This window comes from Actinoplanes sp. NPDC049265, from assembly GCF_043197135.1.
GTDB lineage: Bacteria > Actinomycetota > Actinomycetes > Mycobacteriales > Micromonosporaceae > Actinoplanes.
Map to the genome: position 1 here is coordinate 151,485 of NZ_JBICSP010000009.1, position 16,836 is coordinate 168,320.

Annotated in this window: 12 protein-coding genes and 2 pseudogenes; 4 read left to right on the top strand and 10 right to left on the bottom strand. The window is 72.2% G+C overall.

The window, feature by feature from the left end:
* Positions 1–556: 556 nt before the first annotated feature.
* From ACGFIO_RS22415 to ACGFIO_RS22455, 9 genes and pseudogenes are all read right to left on the bottom strand, one after another.
* On the bottom strand, positions 557–1,114 hold the full coding sequence (locus ACGFIO_RS22415) for a GNAT family N-acetyltransferase (protein ID WP_392828231.1): 558 nt from the start codon (positions 1,112–1,114) through the stop codon (positions 557–559).
* Positions 1,111–2,160, bottom strand: a complete 1,050-nt coding sequence (locus ACGFIO_RS22420) for a dipeptide epimerase (RefSeq protein ID WP_392828232.1) — start codon at positions 2,158–2,160, stop codon at positions 1,111–1,113. Before ACGFIO_RS22420 ends, ACGFIO_RS22415 begins: the two co-directional genes overlap by 4 nt.
* Positions 2,118–3,158: a PLP-dependent cysteine synthase family protein gene (locus tag ACGFIO_RS22425; protein WP_392828233.1), complete on the bottom strand. Its 1,041-nt coding sequence runs from the start codon at positions 3,156–3,158 to the stop codon at positions 2,118–2,120. The genes ACGFIO_RS22420 and ACGFIO_RS22425 overlap by 43 nt, the downstream gene beginning before the upstream one ends.
* Complete coding sequence (locus ACGFIO_RS22430) at positions 3,155–4,366, bottom strand: Rossmann-like domain-containing protein (protein WP_392828234.1); 1,212 nt, start codon at positions 4,364–4,366, stop codon at positions 3,155–3,157. The genes ACGFIO_RS22425 and ACGFIO_RS22430 overlap by 4 nt, the downstream gene beginning before the upstream one ends.
* 97 nt (positions 4,367–4,463) lie before the next feature.
* The gene (locus tag ACGFIO_RS22435) at positions 4,464–5,933 is read right to left on the bottom strand and encodes an ATP-grasp domain-containing protein (protein ID WP_392828235.1); all 1,470 of its coding nucleotides are present in this window, start codon (positions 5,931–5,933) and stop codon (positions 4,464–4,466) included.
* On the bottom strand, positions 5,891–6,838 hold the full coding sequence (locus ACGFIO_RS22440) for an MFS transporter (protein ID WP_392828236.1): 948 nt from the start codon (positions 6,836–6,838) through the stop codon (positions 5,891–5,893). The genes ACGFIO_RS22435 and ACGFIO_RS22440 overlap by 43 nt, the downstream gene beginning before the upstream one ends.
* 283 nt (positions 6,839–7,121) lie before the next feature.
* Positions 7,122–7,754, bottom strand: coding sequence for a type II CAAX prenyl endopeptidase Rce1 family protein (locus ACGFIO_RS22445; RefSeq protein WP_392828237.1), 633 nt, complete (start codon positions 7,752–7,754; stop codon positions 7,122–7,124).
* 2,104 nt (positions 7,755–9,858) lie between these two features.
* Positions 9,859–9,930 (bottom strand): annotated as a pseudogene (locus tag ACGFIO_RS22450) (hypothetical protein); the annotation flags it as partial.
* Between the two features lie 146 nt (positions 9,931–10,076).
* A pseudogene (locus ACGFIO_RS22455) lies at positions 10,077–10,937 on the bottom strand (BTAD domain-containing putative transcriptional regulator); the annotation flags it as partial.
* Between ACGFIO_RS22455 and ACGFIO_RS22460 the strand changes: the two are divergent.
* The 4 genes from ACGFIO_RS22460 to ACGFIO_RS22475 all read left to right on the top strand — a co-directional run bounded on the left by ACGFIO_RS22460 (position 10,818) and on the right by ACGFIO_RS22475 (position 15,772).
* Positions 10,818–11,657, top strand: coding sequence for an alpha/beta fold hydrolase (locus ACGFIO_RS22460; RefSeq protein ID WP_392828238.1), 840 nt, complete (start codon positions 10,818–10,820; stop codon positions 11,655–11,657). The pseudogene ACGFIO_RS22455 and the gene ACGFIO_RS22460 overlap by 120 nt on opposite strands.
* A gap of 25 nt (positions 11,658–11,682) precedes the next feature.
* Entirely contained in the window at positions 11,683–14,202 is a 2,520-nt protein-coding gene (locus tag ACGFIO_RS22465; protein ID WP_392828239.1) for a M64 family metallopeptidase, read from the top strand.
* 72 nt (positions 14,203–14,274) lie between these two features.
* Entirely contained in the window at positions 14,275–15,231 is a 957-nt protein-coding gene (locus ACGFIO_RS22470; protein ID WP_392828240.1) for a TIGR03885 family FMN-dependent LLM class oxidoreductase, read from the top strand.
* 127 nt (positions 15,232–15,358) lie between these two features.
* Complete coding sequence (locus tag ACGFIO_RS22475; protein ID WP_392828241.1) at positions 15,359–15,772, top strand: hypothetical protein; 414 nt, start codon at positions 15,359–15,361, stop codon at positions 15,770–15,772.
* Positions 15,773–16,036: 264 nt separating this feature from the next.
* On the opposite strand, the gene ACGFIO_RS22480 is transcribed toward ACGFIO_RS22475, so the two are convergent.
* Positions 16,037–16,831, bottom strand: coding sequence for an ABC transporter ATP-binding protein (locus ACGFIO_RS22480; RefSeq protein ID WP_392828510.1), 795 nt, complete (start codon positions 16,829–16,831; stop codon positions 16,037–16,039).
* Positions 16,832–16,836 lie beyond the last annotated feature (5 nt).

A 16,836-nucleotide genomic window follows, 5' to 3' on the forward strand; every position in this document is an offset into this window, starting at 1 on the left:
GCCGCCGCAGCAGAACCCGTCACCCGACCGGCCGCAAACCCGAGACCCGCCGCCGCAGCAGAACCCGTCACCCGACCGGCCGCAAACCCGAGACCCGCCGCCGCAGCAGAACCCGTCACCCGACCGGCCGCAAACCCGAGACCCGTCCAACCGCGACCATCGTCATTGTCCGGCCTCAGTCAGAGTCCGACCGTTGTCCCGGTCGCCGCCGCCTCCCGCACCCGCCCCGCCGCCCAGTTGCCCCGCCCAGAGAACCGCCATCAAGCTTTGTCGAGCGCTCCGCCACCGGACGGACCGCGCCACGATCCACCGACCCACCACGGGGAATAGGCGCAGCACGAGCAGCCAACCGCCCCGTCACGGACGCACCCGCAACACCAGCAGCCAACCACCCCACCACCAGACCCACCCGCAACACCAGCAGCCAACCACCCCACCACCAGACCCACCCGCAACACCAGCAGCCAACCACCCCACCACCAGACCCACCCGCAACACCAGCAGCCAACCACCCCACCACCGGGCGCACGCGTGGGCGCGACGAGTCCAGCCGGTTTCAGGAACGGCAGGCTTGACGTTCAATCGGGATCTCGAAGTGCACCGTCTGCGAGCACCCGGAGCCGCCGTCGCGCGGGTCGTGCACCAGCTCGGCCATCGTGCGCCAGAAGGCCTCGGCGCCGGCCACGCGGGTGTCGGTATGCAGGTAGATCGCACGGTAAATCGGTTGATCGGAGGCAAAAGACACGGCTTCGCGTACGAGGGACCGCGCCAGCCCCTGACGCCGGTGCTCGGGCCGCACGTAGACCCGGAACAGCTGCGCCGTGGTGTCCGCCGGATAGCGGTCGACGAGCCAGCGCGGGTGTGGCGGGCTGTTCGGGGCGGCGGCCCGGACCGCCGTGGTCGCCACGATCTCGCCCTCGTGCTCGGCGACGAACAGCGCATGATGCCGCGGCCGCAGGTAGGTGCCTTCGAGGTCGATGACGTCGGCGTGCCAGTCCGGCCGGTAGCCGACGTCGAACACCCGGTAGAACGTGTCCAGCATGACGCTGCGCGCGCCGCTGACGTCGGCGGGGCCGGCCTCGCGCAGCCGGTAGGGCATGACGTTCGTCTTCATATCTTCCTCCTGATTCCGAGTCCGGGTTCGCCGGACAGCCGCAGCGTGCCGCCGTGGCCGCCGATGCCGGTGTGGGGGTCGTCGTTCAGCAGCAGGTGCCCGTCCAGGTCGATCCACCGGGCGAGCCCGGCGAGGTGCACGGCGGGCGCGATCCCGAGGCTGCTCGCCACCAGGCAGCCGAGCATGATCTCGAGCCCGTGCTCACGCGCCTTGGCCGCGAGGCTCAACGCGGCCGTGACGCCGCCGCACTTGGCCAGTTTGATGTTGATCCCGTCGACCGCCCCGGCCAGCCGGTCGACGTCGTCCTCGGTGGCGGCGTCCTCGTCGGCGACGACCGGGATCGGGGTGCGTTCGCTGATCCAGGCGAGGCGGTCGGGGGCGCCGGGCGGGACGGGCTGTTCCACCATGTCGATCCGGTGCTGCTCGCATTCCGCCAGCACCCGCAGCGTTTCGGTCGGCGTCCACCCACCGTTGGGGTCGATCCACAGCCGGACGCCGGGCGCGGCCCGCCGAACCGCGGCGATCCGGGCCACGTCGTACTGATCACCGGCTTTGATCTTGAGTACGCCGAAGCCGCCCGCGGCCAACCCGAGTGCGGCGGTCGCGGCGTCGTTCGGAGAAACCAGACCGATGGTGTACGCGGTGACGACCGCCGTGGCAGCGGGCAGGCCGAGCAGGGCGTACACGGGCATCCCGGCCTGTTTGCCCCGCAGATCGAGCAACGCCGCGTCGACCGCGGCTCGCACTCCGGGCGGAACAGGACCCAACCCGCCCGCCGCGATAGCCGGAAAGCCACCAAGCGCGGGAGGGCCGGCGAGCGTCTCGCATGCGGCGGTGATCGTCGGGAGGTCGAGCCGATGGTGGACGCTGGTCACCACCTCGCCGTGGCCGGTGTGCTCGCCGTCCGACAGCGAGATGCGTACCGCGCCGCGGAACGCCATGGTCGAGCGCGAGATGCGCAGCGGTTCCCGCAGCCGGAGCGGATAGCTCTCCCAGGTCAGCTTCATGCGGGCACCGGGCTGATCACCGTCCGGCAGCGACTCCACATGGTGACCTCGACCGCGCGCGGGTGCGGGATCTCCACCGGATGCCCGGGCGCGGCGCCGTGCAGGAGGCCGTGGGCCGCGCACCAGTCATCGTCGAAGATCGTGTCGAGGTAGCGGTGCGGCCCGTCCGGGAAGACGGTCACGACCCGTGCGCCGGGCCGCGTCCGCGCGATCCACGCCGACACCCGGGCCACCGCCCCGGTGCTCCATCCGCCGGTGACGAAGGCCGATCGCGCCAGCCGCCGGCAGCTGTCCACCGCCTCGGCCGGGCCGACCCAGTGCACCTCGTCGAACGCCGCATGGTCCACGTTGGACGGATGCATGCTGCTGCCCAGCCCGCGCATCAGCCGGGCCCGCGACGGTTGCCCGAAGATGGCCGACCCGACCGTGTCCACCCCGACCAGCCGCAGCCGGGGCCAGTGCCGGCGCAGCGCCCGGGCCAGGCCACCACTGTGCCCGCCGGTGCCGACACTGCACACGAGCACGTCCGCCTGGTCGAGTTGCGTGGCCACCTCGTCGGCGAGCCCGGCGTAACCATCCTGGTTGTCGGGGTTGTGATACTGGTCGGGCCAGTAGGCGCCGGGCAGCGTGGCGAGCACCTCGGCTAGCCGGTCGCGCCGGGCCTGCTGCCAGCCGCCGGTCGGGTGCGGCCGGTCGACGATCTCCAGCCGGGCACCGTGGGCGCGCAGCAGTGCCCGCATGGAACGTTCCAGCTCGGCGTCGACCACGAGCACCGTTGGATGCCCGAGCGCCTGCCCGGCAAAGGCCAGCCCGACACCGAGGGTGCCACTGGTCGACTCGACCACAGCCGCGCCGGGCCGCAACTCCCGCCGTGCGCGCGCCCCGGTCAACATGGCCACCGCCGCGCGCGCTTTCATCCCGCCCGGCGCCGCGCATTCGACTTTGGCCCAGAACCCGGGATGCGGATGCGGCAGCGGCGCGTCGACGAACACAACGGGCGTGCCGCCAACCAGATTGAGCAGCTGCGGCGCACTCACGCCGACCAGCCGATCGCAGCCCGCTCGATCGCGAGCCGGTCGAGAACGGATCCATCGACCGCCGGCTCGTCGACCGCACGCCGGCCGATCGCAGGCCTACCGACCGCCGACCCGCCGACCACACGCCCACCTACCGCCGACTCGTCCACCGCACACCGGCCGACCACACGCCCACCGACCACCGACCCATCCACCGCACACCGGCCGACCACACACCCACCGACCACCGACCCATCCACCGCACACCGGCCGACCACACGCCCACCGACCACCGACCCATCCACCGCACACCGGCCGACCACACGCCCACCGACCGCGGACCCGCCGACCGCTGGCCCACCGACCGCTGGCCCGTCGAACGCTTCTGAGGCCGGCGAGCTGACCGGGGCGGTCGGGGACGGTGGCTCCCCGGAAGGGCTGCGCCACGGTGGCGCGTCGGCTGCCGCGTACCGGAAGATCGTGGTTGGTCCTCCGTCGAGCCAGAAGAACGGGTACGGCTCGGCGCTGACCGCCGACAGCCCGGCGCCAACGAACCGGGGCAGGATGGCGCTGCCGGTCTGGGCGAACGCGACGAATGGCTTACCGGTGGCGGCGGCATGCGCCAGCAGCGGCTCGAAGGTGCCGTTGCCCAGAGTCATGCCCGAGGCCAGGATGGCGTCACTCCGGTCGAGCAGCGCGGCCGCGTCGGGGAGGCACGGTTCGCCCCACTCTGTCGTGCCGCCGGCGAGGTCGCACGGCAGGTAGCGCCAGCCTCGCTCGCGCAGGCTCGCCAGCAGCGAGTTGACCACGCCCACGACCAGCACGGTGCGTCCGCGCGGCTCCGGCAGCAGGCCGGCGACGGCTTCGGCGCGCTGCCGGGACTTGGCCAGCGAGGTGCCACCGGCGACGGTCACGGCCACACCGGCGTGGGGGGCGCGGGACATGAGGTACGCGTCGAGGGCGGCCACCCGAACCGGCAGCGTTTCATGGGACAGAAGATCTTTGACGGGTACGCCGACACAATCGTAAACAAGGTCGTCGGGAAGGGCCCCGGGCTCGATGGCACAGGAACCGACCGCCGCCTCGACCCGGAGGCTCAACACGTGGTTGCGATAGCCACGGCCGCGACCGGCGTGCCGCGCACCTTGCCGCGTCACGAAGGCGACGCTGACCCGCGGGTCGCCGGGATCATCGATCGCTTCCCGAATGATCGAGTCCACACTGATCATGCGACACACACCACCAGCGCGCCGACAACCAGCAAGTCCACCCTGATCATGCGACACACACCACCAGCGCGCCGACAACGAGCGCGTCCCACCCTGATCATGCGGCATACACCACCTGGGCGCCGGCGGCGAGCGCGTCCGCCACCGGCCGGGCGCCGGCCGGCTTCTCGTCGACCACCATCACGTGGCCGAGGTAGTCGTTGTTGCTGCTCGCGTCGCCGGTGCGGTGGCCGGGCCCGCGCAGCGACCAGTCGACGATCCGCTCGTCGTCGGGCCAGCGCCTGATCTCCTGGATCGTTCCAGCCCGGGTCGGCAGGACGAACGCGACGGCGGCACTGCCCACGCCGGTGTCCCGCCGGCTCAGATCCGGTGTCTCGCCCAGCGCCAGCTGCGCGTACACCATGGGCAGATCAATCCCGGTGACCCGGCGGATCAGCTCGGTGATCTCGTTTCCCGCCGGCCGTGGGTTGATCTCGACGACCTTCGGCCCGTCGGCGGTCAGCCGCAGCTCGGTGTGCGCGACCCCGTGGTCCAGCCCGACGGCGTCAAGCGCGGCCACCGCAACCTCCGCCACGCCCATGAAACCGCGAGATCCCGCAGGGAAGGACGGCGCGGCGGAGGAAAGGGACGCCGCGGGAGAAGGAGGCCTCGCAGACAAAGGCCGCGCCGAGGTGGAGGCCGCGGGCAAAGGTCGCGCCGCGGCGGAAGGCGTCGAAAAGGAGGCCGCGGGCAACGGGTGCACCACGGAGAAGGGTGCCGGGAAAGAGGCCGCGGGAGAAGGGGACGCCGCGGCGGCAGGCGCCGCGAGGAACAACGGGTCGAGGTCGGCGGGGAACATGTGGCCGGTTTCGACGAAGCCGGTGGCCCCGCCGAGCGACTTGTCGGTCACCCCGATCACCGTCGTCGATCCGTCCACCGTGACGGTCTCGACGCTGACCTCGGGCCCGCTCATCAGTTCCTCGAGCAGCACCGCGGGTACCCGGGCCTGGCGCCGCGCGTTCACCGGGAAGCCGGCGACCGCGTCGAACGCCGCCCGCAGTTCGGTGGCGTCGGCGACCCGGCGCACGTACATGCCCGCGCACAGGTCGACCGGCTTGAGCACCAGCGGGAACCCGATTTCGCCGGCCGCCCGGGACACCTCAGTCCACCCTTCGGCCCGGGCGAACCTCGGCTGTGGCAGGCCGGCCCGGTCGAGCGCTCGGCGGGTCAGATCCTTGCGGTACGCCGTACGCACCGCATCGGGTTTTGGCCCGGGCAGGTTGAGCCGCGCCGCGATCAGCGCGACCGTCTCCAGGTAGTAGTCGCACGACGTGATCACGCCGTCGAAGGGGATCGCCTCGTGCAGGCGGGTCACGTGCTCGAGCAACGCGGGCACGTCGTTGGTGTCGGCGGTCAGCAGGTTGCGGGCCGCGAGCAGTGGATGGGCGCCGCCGGCGGGGGCGCCGCGCAGGTAGTGGTGCAGGTCGCGGGTGAGGAACGAGAACCCGTGCCCCGCTTCGAGAATCGCGCGGGGCAGCAGGCGGCTCATCGCCCCGACCCAGCTTTCCACCAGCAGTACGTGCGCCATCTCCGGACCCCTTCGTCGAGTTCCCGGAGATGATAACCATTGCCATTAAGGGTGACGGACCTCGGGGTCGGGGTGGGTGACGACGTTGCGCTGGGTGCGTCCGACCCAGGCGAAGACGGGGCGTACGAGCAGAGCACTGGCGGGAAGAGCGCGCCCAGGACCGGCTTCGGCGCATCGGTGCGGGTGATCGCCCACAGCGGCACGATCGTCATGAAGATGATCTCGTTCAGGGGCAGGATCGAGAAGATCCCGGTCAGCGCCATGAACGCGTGGTCCCGCAGCACCCGCCACGGCGCCGGGCGCGGGCCCTCCGAGGTGGCGTGGATCGCCGGCCAGCGCGACACCACCAACCCGCTGATGGCCTGACCGGCCGCGTTGGCCAGGACCAAAATCAACAGCCCGGCACGCGAGTTGAGCCCGATCGCCGCCGAACCGATGCCCGCGCCCACGGTGAAACCCGCGTTGAGGTACGCTCGGGCGAACCCCATCGTCCGCACCCGGATCTCCCGGGGCACCGCCGCGGCCGTATACACGTTGCGCCCGGCGTCGACCAGGACCACCGCCAGCGTCTGCACGCCGAGAATGAGCACGTACGACCAGAAGCCCCGCGCCAGCGGATAGGCGCCGAAGCAGCACGCCCCCGCGAACGCCCCGATCACCCAGGCCGCACGCCCGCCGACCCGGTCGGCCAGATGCCCGAGCGGCAACGCCGCGACCAGCCCGACGAACGCCGCGATCGACAGCCCGACCCCGACCCGCACCGCCGACAGTCCCACATAGACGGTGAAGAACACGACGCTTCCGGTCAGATAGACGCCCCACCCGACCGCCACCAGCGCCGCCTGCACCACCAGCTGCCGGGGCAGGCCCGGAGGCGGCAGCAGTTTCCGGGCCCGCTCCCCCATTTCGGCATCACAACATCAAGCGACGTCGATGGGCAACCCCGGTGGGCCGGGCCCGCCGCGGGCCCGGCTCCTCCTCAGGCGCCCAGCAGCTGAGCGACGAGCCTGACGAACTCAGTGAAACCGTGCGTGTGCATCGATGCCTCCCCCTCACGCACCGAGCAGCGCGGCGATGAGCGTCGCGATCAGCGATCCGTGGCTCTCCATCGTGGCCTCCTTCCGACGTCATCCATTCGAGTGCATGCGGAGGGCCGGTGGCGGTGCCATTCGAGCAAGGCCGAAAGGGTCAGCGCACGGCACCGTGGTAGAACAGGTCACCGAGGCCGATCGTGAACGCCAGAACCCCGTAGAGGGCATGCTCGACCGACGCCGCCAGCAGCGAACGGGTGCGCTGGTAGCGGCGGGCGAAAAGCCAGCCACCGGCCAGCGTGAGCAGCACCGACGCCACGGCGCCGAAGATGATGTAGGCGAAGCCGAACGCCGCCGCACTGGCCGCCGCGGCGAGCCGGCCCCGGCCGAGGATCGGTTCGTAGCGGTGCAGCAGGAACGCCCGGTAGATCAGCTCCTGCGGGTAGACCGAGAGCAGCGGGTACAGCACGATGATCAGCACCCAGAGCAGCGTCTGGGTGCGTGGCAGGTCGAACAGCTCGGCCGGCTCGACCACGGCCACCACGACGATGCCGGCGACGGCCGCGACCGCCCAGGTGATCAGGATCGTCGGCAGGGCCTCGTGCAGTCCGGCCGGCCGGAGCAGATTGCCGCGGTCGAAGCCCGGCCGTCGCCGCAACCAGAGAAGCGCGACCAGGCCGAGCAGCAGCAGCGGCGGGATCGGGCTGCTCGGGCGGCCCAGCGCTGCGTAGGCGCCGACCACCCCGAAGAACAGCAGCAGGAACTCCACCGTCAACCAGGCCCGACGCACCCGGCCGACGCTACTGCGGGCGGATCCACGCACGTCAGGGTAGAAATGATCTCTTCACGCAGAGTTCGCCAGGGCGTCCAGCACGTCGGCGACCGGTCCGAGGTCGACCAGGGCGCTGCCGGCCGCCCGCTCGCCCGCGGCCGGGGTCAGACGCTCGGCCAGCGCCGCCATCGCCGCCCGGTCACCGCGGGCGATCGCCGCCCGGGCCTGGTGGCAGAGCCGGGCCTCGAGCATCGCGTCGGCGCTGGCCGGCCGGTCGAGCCGCTGGTCGACTCCGGGCATCCCGGCCTCGGTGGCCCGGCTCGACGTATCGGCCGCCCGCCCCGACCGCATCGCCCGATAGCCGGCGGTGAACACGTCGACCAGCGGGATCCGATATTCCCCGGCCAGCGCGTCGACGTCGGCGGCGTGCCGGTCGGCCGCCGCGAAGTCGCCCAGCGCCGACCGCGCCTGCATCAGCAGCAGATGACCGAGCACCCGGTAGGTGACCAGCCCGTGCCGCGTGGCCAGGCCCAGCAGTTCGGTGGCGATCGCGGCCCGGGCCGGTGCCAGTCCCGCCCGGTGGTATGTCTGCAGGTAGAGGCCGTTGAGCGCGTACCCGAGCAATGCCGGGTCGGCCAGCCCGCGCGCCAGCTCGACCGCTGCCTCGGCCGCGGCCCGCGCGTCCGGGCCGCCGGTGTTGCGCGCCTCCATCGCGATCGTCGCCAGCAGCCGGCACCGGTCGGCGTCCGACCGCGGAGATCGCAGAGCGTCACGGGCGGCCTCGACGATGCGCGCGGCCAGCGCCGGGTCGTCGTTCCCGGCCCAGCTCGCCGGCACGTCGAACGCGCAGATCACCCGGGTGGTCAGCGCCGCGTCGCCGGCGGCCAGGGCGATCGCCTCCCCGCGCCGGCGCCGGGCCTCGGCCAACTCCCCGGTGACCGCGAGTGAGCGGGCCAAACCCATGACCCATTCCGCGCGGGTACGGGCGGAAGCACCGGAACCGTGGCGCAGCGCGGTCCGCCACCACCGGACGGCCTCATGCTGCTCGAAACGGCTCTCGGCGAGCTCGGCCGCGCCCCGGGCGGCGTCGGCGGCGTCCGGGCTGCCGGCCAGGTCGAGGTGGTGGGCGAACGCGAACGGGTCGTCCCGCAGCGCCTCCGCGGCGGCCAGATGCCACACCGCCCGCCGGGTGCGCGACAGATCGTCGTAGACGGTGTCCCGCACCAGCGCGTGCGCGAACCGGAACCGCCCCGCCCCCACCTCTTCGACAAACCCCCGCGCCACCGCCTCCTCAACCGCGTCCAGCCCCCCATGCCCAGACCCCGAGTGGTAGGCCAGGGCGGTATCCGGTGGGCGAATACCGCTCTGAGCTGCCACTTCAGAAGGGTGGGGGGCGGCGGGGAGGTGGGCGAGGGTGAAGGTGCGGCCGAGGATCGAGGCGCGGCGGATCAGGTCCTGGGTGGGGGCGGGGAGTTGGGCGAGGCGGTGGCGGACGACGTCGCGGACGCCGGGTGGGACGCCGTCCAGGCCGCTGTCGACGAGACGGGCGAGTTCGCGTACGTAGAAAGGGTTGCCGTTGGACCGCCGCTGGATCACCTCGAGCGTGGCGTCCGGCACGTCGCGGCCCAGCGTCGCGCGTACCAGGGAACGGGTTTGCTCGGGAGCCAGACCACCCAGCGTGATCCGCAGCGGGTCGGCGTGGGCGAGCCGGCCGAGCAGCGCGCGGGGCGCCTCGGTGGTGCGGTAGGTGGCCACGAGCAGGATCGGTTCGGCCGGCGGCGGATCGGTCAGGTGCTCGATCAAGGCGACCGTGGCCGGGTCGGCGGCGTGCAGGTCCTCGATCACGACGACCAATGGTTCGACGCGGGCCAGGTCGGCCAGGTGCTCGGCCACGGCCCGGCGCCGGCGCACCTCGGCGGTCGCCGGGTCGCCGCCGATCGCCGGGATGCCCAGCTCGGCCGGGTTGCGGTACCAGAGCGTGCGCCGGCCCCGGGCGAACGCCGCGACCAGGGCCGTCTTGCCGATGCCGGGCTCGCCGCCGACCAGAGCCACTCGACCGTGACCGGCCGAGGGTGGAGATCCGACGCGGCCGATGGCCGCGACCAGCGCGGCCATCTCGGCATCACGGCCGATCAAGAGAGGCCCGCTCAAGGAAGGCCCGCTCAAGGGAGACCCGCTCAAGGGAGACCCGCTCAAGGGAGACCCGCTCAAGGGAGACCCGCTCAAGGGAAGCCCGCTCAAAGGAAGCCGGCTCAAGGAAGGCCCGATCGGAGAAGGCCCGGCCGCGGGTAAGCCGGCCGCGGGCGTGGCCAGGGCGGGAGCGTGCCGCAGGATGTCGGTCTCCAGCTCGCGCAGGAAGGGGCTCGGGTCGAGGCCGAGCTCGTCGGCGAGCGTCGCGCGAGCCTCCCGGAGGGCGGCCAGAGCATCGGCCGGGCGGCCGCTGCGATACAGCGCGAGCGCCAGCAGCCGGCGGGTCTCCTCGCTCAGCGGATGCTCCTTGACCAGCGCCTCCAGGGCGGGCACGGCGTCGGCCGCCCGGCCCGAGTCGACCCAGGTCGAGGCGCGGCGGTGCTGGGCCAGCAGCCACAGGGCGTCGAGCCGGTCGATCTCGGCACGGGCCCACGGTTGGGCGGCCACGTCCGCGTACGCCGGACCGCGCCACAGGGCCAGCGCCTCGTCCAGGTCGACGCCGGCCCGCACCAGCGCCTCGAACCGCCACGCGTCCACCGCGTCGGAGGGCGGCCTCAGGGCGTAGCCGGGACCTTCGGTGATCAGCAGCCGTGGCGGCGTACGCGGCGGACGGTCCGGCTCGATCGCCCGGCGCAACGCGCCGACGAAGGTCTGCACCGCCCCGGCCGCGCGCTCCGGCGGATCGGGCCACAGGTCGGCGATCAGGGTGTCGACGGGCACCACGCGGCCCCGGGCGATCAGCAGCCGGGCCAGCACCGCCCGATGACGCGGCCCCTTGAGGTCCACCGGCCCGGCGTCGTCGCGGGCCAGCAGCGGACCGAGCACCCCGAACCGCACCGGCCAACCGTAACGCTGATCATCTGCTGATCGGGCCGAGGCAGGCTGGGCGGCATGCGGATCTCCGGCTTCGACTACCAGCGCATCCCGGTCGACGGCGACGTCGCCCTCAACGTGGCCGTGGGCGGTGACGGGCCGCCGATCGTGCTGCTGCACGGCTTCCCGCAGACGCATCTGATGTGGCGGCACGTGGCGGCCGACCTGGCCACCGACCACACGGTGATCTGCCCCGACCTGCGAGGATACGGCGGATCGGACAAACCGGCCGACGGCTACTCCAAGCGGCGTATGGCCGCCGACATCGTGGCGCTGGCGGCGGAACTCGGCCATGACCGGTTCGAGCTGGCCGGCCACGACCGCGGCGCCCTGGTCGCGTTCCGCGCCGGCCTCGACCACCCGGACAGGATCACCCGGCTGACCCTGCTCGACATCGTGCCCACCCTCGACATGTGGGACGTGCTGCACGGCGTACAGGCGGCCGTCGGTTTTCATCTCTTTCTCATGGCCCAGCCGCCGGGCCTGCCGGAAACCCTGATCGGGGCCGCACCGGACGCCTTCTTCGGATACTTCCTGGACATCTGGACCAAGGATCCGACGGCCATTCCCCCTGAGGTGCGCGCCGAGTACCTGAACGCGCACGTGCCCTCGATCGTCGCCGACTATCGCGCCTCGGCCACCGTCGACATCGCCGACGACGAGGCGGACCGGGCCGCCGGGCGCACCCTGACCATGCCGGTGACCGTGCTGCAGCAGGACTGGGGTGCGCAGCTCGGCTACGACGCGGCCGCGGTCTGGCGCCCCTGGGCCCCGAACCTGACCCACCAGCTGGTCAGCTGTGGACACTTCATGGCCGAGGAGGCGCCGAAACTGGTGGTCGAGGCTCTACGCGGGTAGCGACCTATGTGGATAGAGTCACGCTGTGAGAAGACTCCTGGTCGCCGCGTTCCTCACCCTCGGCCTGCTGGCCACCCCGTCGGTCGCGCACGCCGCCGCCGAGCCGCTGCCCGAGCCCAAGGTCACGCCGATCCAGGTGACCGGCCCGGCCGCCGAGCGCCTCAACCTGATCATCCTGGGTGACGGCTATCAGGCCGACCAGCAGTCGCTGTTCCGGGCCGACGTCGACCGGAACCTGGCCGTCATGTGGGCCACCGAGCCGTTCCGGACCTATCGGGACTACATCAACGTGTACGCCGTGGAGCTGGCCTCGGTCGACTACGGCGTCCGCTGCGACCCCGACGGCCGCAAGCGCAACCCGGACGGCACCATCCGGGACACCGGCGAGCGGGAGGGCCCGCTCGACACCAAGGACACCGCCCTGCGAATGATCTTCCAGAACGGCTGTGCCGAGCCGCTGGCCCGGGGCGTCGTCTACGGCGGCGCCCCGGTCGGCTGCGCGTCCCACCCGGGGCCGGCGCCGTGCGAGACCGGCAACCAGGCGCTCAACCGGATCCTCGACACCTACGTCACGCCGGCGCTGGGCATCCCCCGCAACGCGCAAAACCTGCAGAGCCTGGCGATCTTCAACACCTTCACGTACGGCGGGATCGGCGGCACCAGCGCCACCACCTCCGGCGGCTCGCCGCAGGGGCCGCTGATCTCGCTGCACGAGCTCGGGCATTCGCTGGGGACGCTGCTGGACGAGTACCCGTACAGCTCCCGCGACGTGATCCGCCCCTGCTACACCGGCCCCGAGCCGAGCAGCTTCCACCACACGATCTACACCTCCGAGCAGCAGATGATCGCCGACCAGCACAAGTGGTTCCGCTGGCTCGGCGAGCCGAGCCTGTCCGGCGGGCGCGTCGGGCTGCACGAGGGCGGCGGCACGTACCCGTGCGGGCAGCGCCGGCCCAGCGAGCACTCGATGATGCGCTGGCTCGGCTTCGACTGGGACCAGGTCGGCCGCGAGAACATGGTCGCCCGGATCACCGGCCTGCGAAACTCGGGGCAGATGGTCGTGCGCGGTACGCCCACCGGAAGGGTGCCGCACGACGGCGTTCTCTGGGCCGAGGCCGGCCGCCCCCGCTTCCACACACTCTCGTTCACCTGGCGCGCCGACGGCCAGGTGATCGGCACGGATCAAAACCTGGACCTTTCGGCCCACCCTCTTCCGGTGGGCACGGTCGTGACCCTCGAGGTACGCGATCCGGTCGGCCCGGACGGCACCGACTGGGTACGCAACCCGTCGACCAACAACGCCGCCGACGACTCGGGCTTCAACGGGCCGCGGTTCGTCCAGCAGCGCTCGTGGATCGTCGCCCCGGCGTCCGCCCCCACGTCGACGCCGGCCGCCGAGATCACCGCGTCGACCATGACGACCCAGCCGCTGGCCCGTGACGAGGTCGTGTTCGTCGAGACCAACCACCCCGCCGACAAGGTCGTACGGGTGTCGTGGGCCCTCGACGGCCGACCGGTGGCGAACCCGGCGAACGCCCGTACCCTCGACCTCAGCGCGAAGCGCCTGGCCAAGGGCAACCACACGCTCACCGCGACCGCCACCGACCGCGGCACCACCGACACCGTCACCTGGACGATCGACAACACCCCGCCGACCGCCGCCCGCACTCTGTCCGAGCCGCTGACCACGCTGCCCGGCCGCGTCGAGCACCCGGTCTACTTCGACGGCTGGGACATGTGGCTCGACCCCGGCGACGACCAGGCCGGCCGGTACGTCGTCGGCCAGTTCCGCCTCGACCACGACGGCTGGTTCAACTACTTCGGGTTCCCCGAGCGGCCGATGCCCGCCTCGCCGTTCCACTTCAGCCACTCCGGCACCGTGGTCAAGGCCCTGACCTACGGCAACCTCGGCACCGGCGGCCTGTCCAAGGCCGCGTTCGAGCAGGAACTGCCCGACGATCACCCGTCCGGGGGTTTCATTCCCGGCTTCGGTACGCACACCGTCGAGCACCGGGCGATCGACCCGGCCGGCAACATCGGACCCGTCGGCGCCTACCAGGCGACGGTCCTGCCCGGCTCCTCCCCCGCCTGCACCAGCACGCTGACCGGCCACCAGGCCACGGTCGTGGCCACCACCGGCGTCACCTGCCTGACCGGCGCCACCGTGCGCGGCACGGTCACCGTCAAGCCCGGCGCCGCGCTGGTCGTCCGGGACAGCCGGATCACCGGCGCGCTCAACACCAACGGCGCCCAGGCGGTGCAGATCTTCGGCAGCACCCTGGTCGGCGCCACCCGCCTGACCGGCACCACCCGCGACGTGACCATCGCCGGCAGCACCTTCAAGGGCGCACTGACCCTGAAGGACAACACCCAGGCGACGGCCAGCGAGCGCTACACCCGGCTGGCCGGCGCCTACGGCCCGATCCTGGCCGGCTCCCGCGTCAAGGGCACCCTGACCTGCACCGGCAACAGCGCACCGGTGTCCGGTTTCGGCGCACCGACCGAGGTCACCGGCGCCCGCCTCGGGGACTGCGCCACGCTCTGACGACAAATCGGGAACTGCGCGACCAGCGGGAGAACCGCGAGTTGCTGTGACGACTTTGGGGTATGAGGGGGCATGACCGAGTTCGGCCTTCACTGCTCCCATGAACAGATCCCGCCCGGCGCGCTCCTCGAATCGGTGATCGCCGCCGAGCGCGCCGGCTTCGACGCGGCCATGTGCTCCGACCACTTCTCGCCCTGGAGCGAACGCCAGGGCGAGTCGGCCTTCGCTTGGTCCTGGCTGGGCGCCGCGCTGCAGGCCACCAGCCTGTCCTTCGGCGTGGTCAACGCGCCCGGCCAGCGCTACCATCCGGCGATCATCGCGCAGGCGATCGGCACCCTGGCCGCGATGTATCCCGGCCGGTTCTGGGCCGCGCTGGGCACCGGCGAGTACAGCAACGAGCACATCACCGGTGAGGCGTGGCCGCGCAAGGAGGTGCGCAACGCCCGGCTGCGCGAGTCGGTGGACGTCATCCGCGACCTGCTGGCCGGCCAGGAGGTGTCCCGCGACGGCCTGGTCAAGGTCGACCGGGCCCGGCTGTGGACGCGCCCCGAGACCCCGCCCCCGCTGATCGGCGCGGCGGTCAGCACCGCCACCGCCCGCTGGTGCGCCGAGTGGGCCGACGGCCTGGTCACGGTCAACGCACCCGAGGCGCACCTGCGCGAGATGATCGCCGCCTACCGCGAGTCCGGCGGCCGCGGCCCCGCCTGCCTGCAGGTGCACCTGAGCTGGGCGCCAACCCGCGCGGAGGCCGAGGCGATCGCCCACGACCAGTGGCGCAGCAACATCTTCCCGCCGCCGGTGTGCTGGGACCTGGCCACCGCCGAGGAGTTCGATGTGATCTCCGCACGCGTGCCGGTCGAGCAGGTGGCCCAGACGGTCAACATCTCGGCCGACCTGGAGGAGCACACCGACCGGCTGCGCGGCTACGTCGACCTCGGCTTCGACCGCATCTACCTGCACCACGTAGGAAAAGACCTGCGCCCGTTCATCGAAACCTTCGGCGCCAAGGTCCTCCCGGCGCTGCGCTGAGCCGTGGGACGTCTCATCTGGGAGGCCAAACACTGCTGGTCTCGGTGCTTCTCGTCACGCCAACATGAAATTGGTTCGCATCTTGAGTACGGTTCCGGGCGACGACCCGCCCGACCGGAAGGAACCCATGAAGTCCCTCGTGAAAGCCTCCGCCGTGACCGCCGCCGCCCTGCTCGTCACCGCCGGTGCCGCGGTCCCCGCTTCGGCCGCCGCCGGGAACTACTTCGCGAAATACATCAGCTGCACCGTCTACAACGACAACCCGTTCGAGAAGGAAGTGCAGTTCCACGCCGCCGTCCGCGGCGGCACCACGCCGGTGACCGTGACCGCCCGCGTGAACGAGGACCACGGCTACGTGCTGGGCCTGCCGGCCACCCTGCCCGCCGGCAACTCGGACTACGCCTTCTTCCAGTACGTCCCGGCGGACGTCACCACGGCCGTGGTGACCGAGGTCGACTTCACGTGGGAGGACGGCGCGGCCGGCACCTTCCCGGTCGTCTTCGACCCCACCAACGCCCACTGCAGCGTCAGCGACCGCTGACCTCCGGCACGCGCGAGGGTACGCGCGAGGCCGGCTCCCCTCCCGGCGGCCGGCCCCGCGCGTTCCAGCGACCCATGCGGGCCGGTTCGCGCGTACGGAATCGCGGCCTGCGGGCCCGGCAGTGCTGTCCAGGCCCACATCTGCTCGCGCCGGCGTCGATCCGCCCCGTTTCGCCGCGATCCGTCGCAGGACGCTCCGACCGATCAGCTGTGGATTCGCTGGGGTGCAGGTCAACGCCGGTGGAGCGAGGTGCGAAGGGGACGGTCAGGAGCCTTCGCGGTGGCGGCGGAGGAGGAACGAGTAGCCGCGCTCGGCCGCGCTGTCGCCGGCGCCGCCCTGGTCGCCGTAGGCCGCCAGCTCGTCGGGGTTGCCCTGGTAGACCAGGTGGCCCTCGTTCATCAGAACCACGTCGGTGCAGGCCACCGCGACGTCCTCGACCAGGTGGGTCGAGACCAGCACGCAGCTGTCGACGCCGAGGTCGCGGATCAGTTCGCGGAAGTCGAGACGCTGCTCGGGGTCGAGGCCGACGGTCGGCTCGTCGAGGAGCAGCACCTCGGGGTCGTTGACGATGGCCTGGGCGATGCCGGCGCGGCGGAGCATGCCGCCGGACAGGGTCTTCATGCGGGCGTTGGCCTTGGCGGCCAGGCCGACGCGGTCGATGGCGCGTTGCACCGCCGCGGGAATGGCCTCCTTGGGCATCTCCTTGAGCCAGGCCATGTATTCGATGAACTCGCGCACCGTGAACCGGGGGTAGAACCCGAACTGCTGCGGCAGGTAGCCGATGGCGCGGCGGACCCGGCGCAGGTCGGTGCGCCCGTCGGCGGCGTGACCGAGGAGGGTCAGGCGGCCGCCGGCCGGCTTGATGACCGTGGCCAGGGCGCGCATCAGGGTGGTCTTGCCGGCGCCGTTGGGGCCGAGCAGGCCGTGTACGCCGGTGCCGAGGGCCAGGTCGAGGCCGTCGACGGCCAGGTGCCGGCCGGCGCGGACCTGGAGTTGCTCGGCGTGGACGGCCCAGGCGTACGCGGTGGGAGCCGTCTCGGCCGCACTGACCGTGCGCATCATCG

What these genes read in the sequence shown, in the direction of transcription:
- ACGFIO_RS22415 (WP_392828231.1), bottom strand. Translation starts at nt 1,114, where the DNA reads ATGAAGACGAACGTCATGCCCTACCGGCTGCGCGAGGCCGGCCCCGCC.
- ACGFIO_RS22430 (WP_392828234.1), bottom strand. Translation starts at nt 4,366, where the DNA reads ATGATCAGTGTGGACTCGATCATTCGGGAAGCGATCGATGATCCCGGC.
- ACGFIO_RS22435 (WP_392828235.1), bottom strand. Translation starts at nt 5,933, where the DNA reads ATGGCGCACGTACTGCTGGTGGAAAGCTGGGTCGGGGCGATGAGCCGC.
- ACGFIO_RS22440 (WP_392828236.1), bottom strand. Translation starts at nt 6,838, where the DNA reads ATGGGGGAGCGGGCCCGGAAACTGCTGCCGCCTCCGGGCCTGCCCCGG.
- ACGFIO_RS22460 (WP_392828238.1), top strand. Translation starts at nt 10,818, where the DNA reads ATGCGGATCTCCGGCTTCGACTACCAGCGCATCCCGGTCGACGGCGAC.
- ACGFIO_RS22470 (WP_392828240.1), top strand. Translation starts at nt 14,275, where the DNA reads ATGACCGAGTTCGGCCTTCACTGCTCCCATGAACAGATCCCGCCCGGC.
- ACGFIO_RS22475 (WP_392828241.1), top strand. Translation starts at nt 15,359, where the DNA reads ATGAAGTCCCTCGTGAAAGCCTCCGCCGTGACCGCCGCCGCCCTGCTC.
- ACGFIO_RS22480 (WP_392828510.1), bottom strand. Translation starts at nt 16,831, where the DNA reads ATGCGCACGGTCAGTGCGGCCGAGACGGCTCCCACCGCGTACGCCTGG.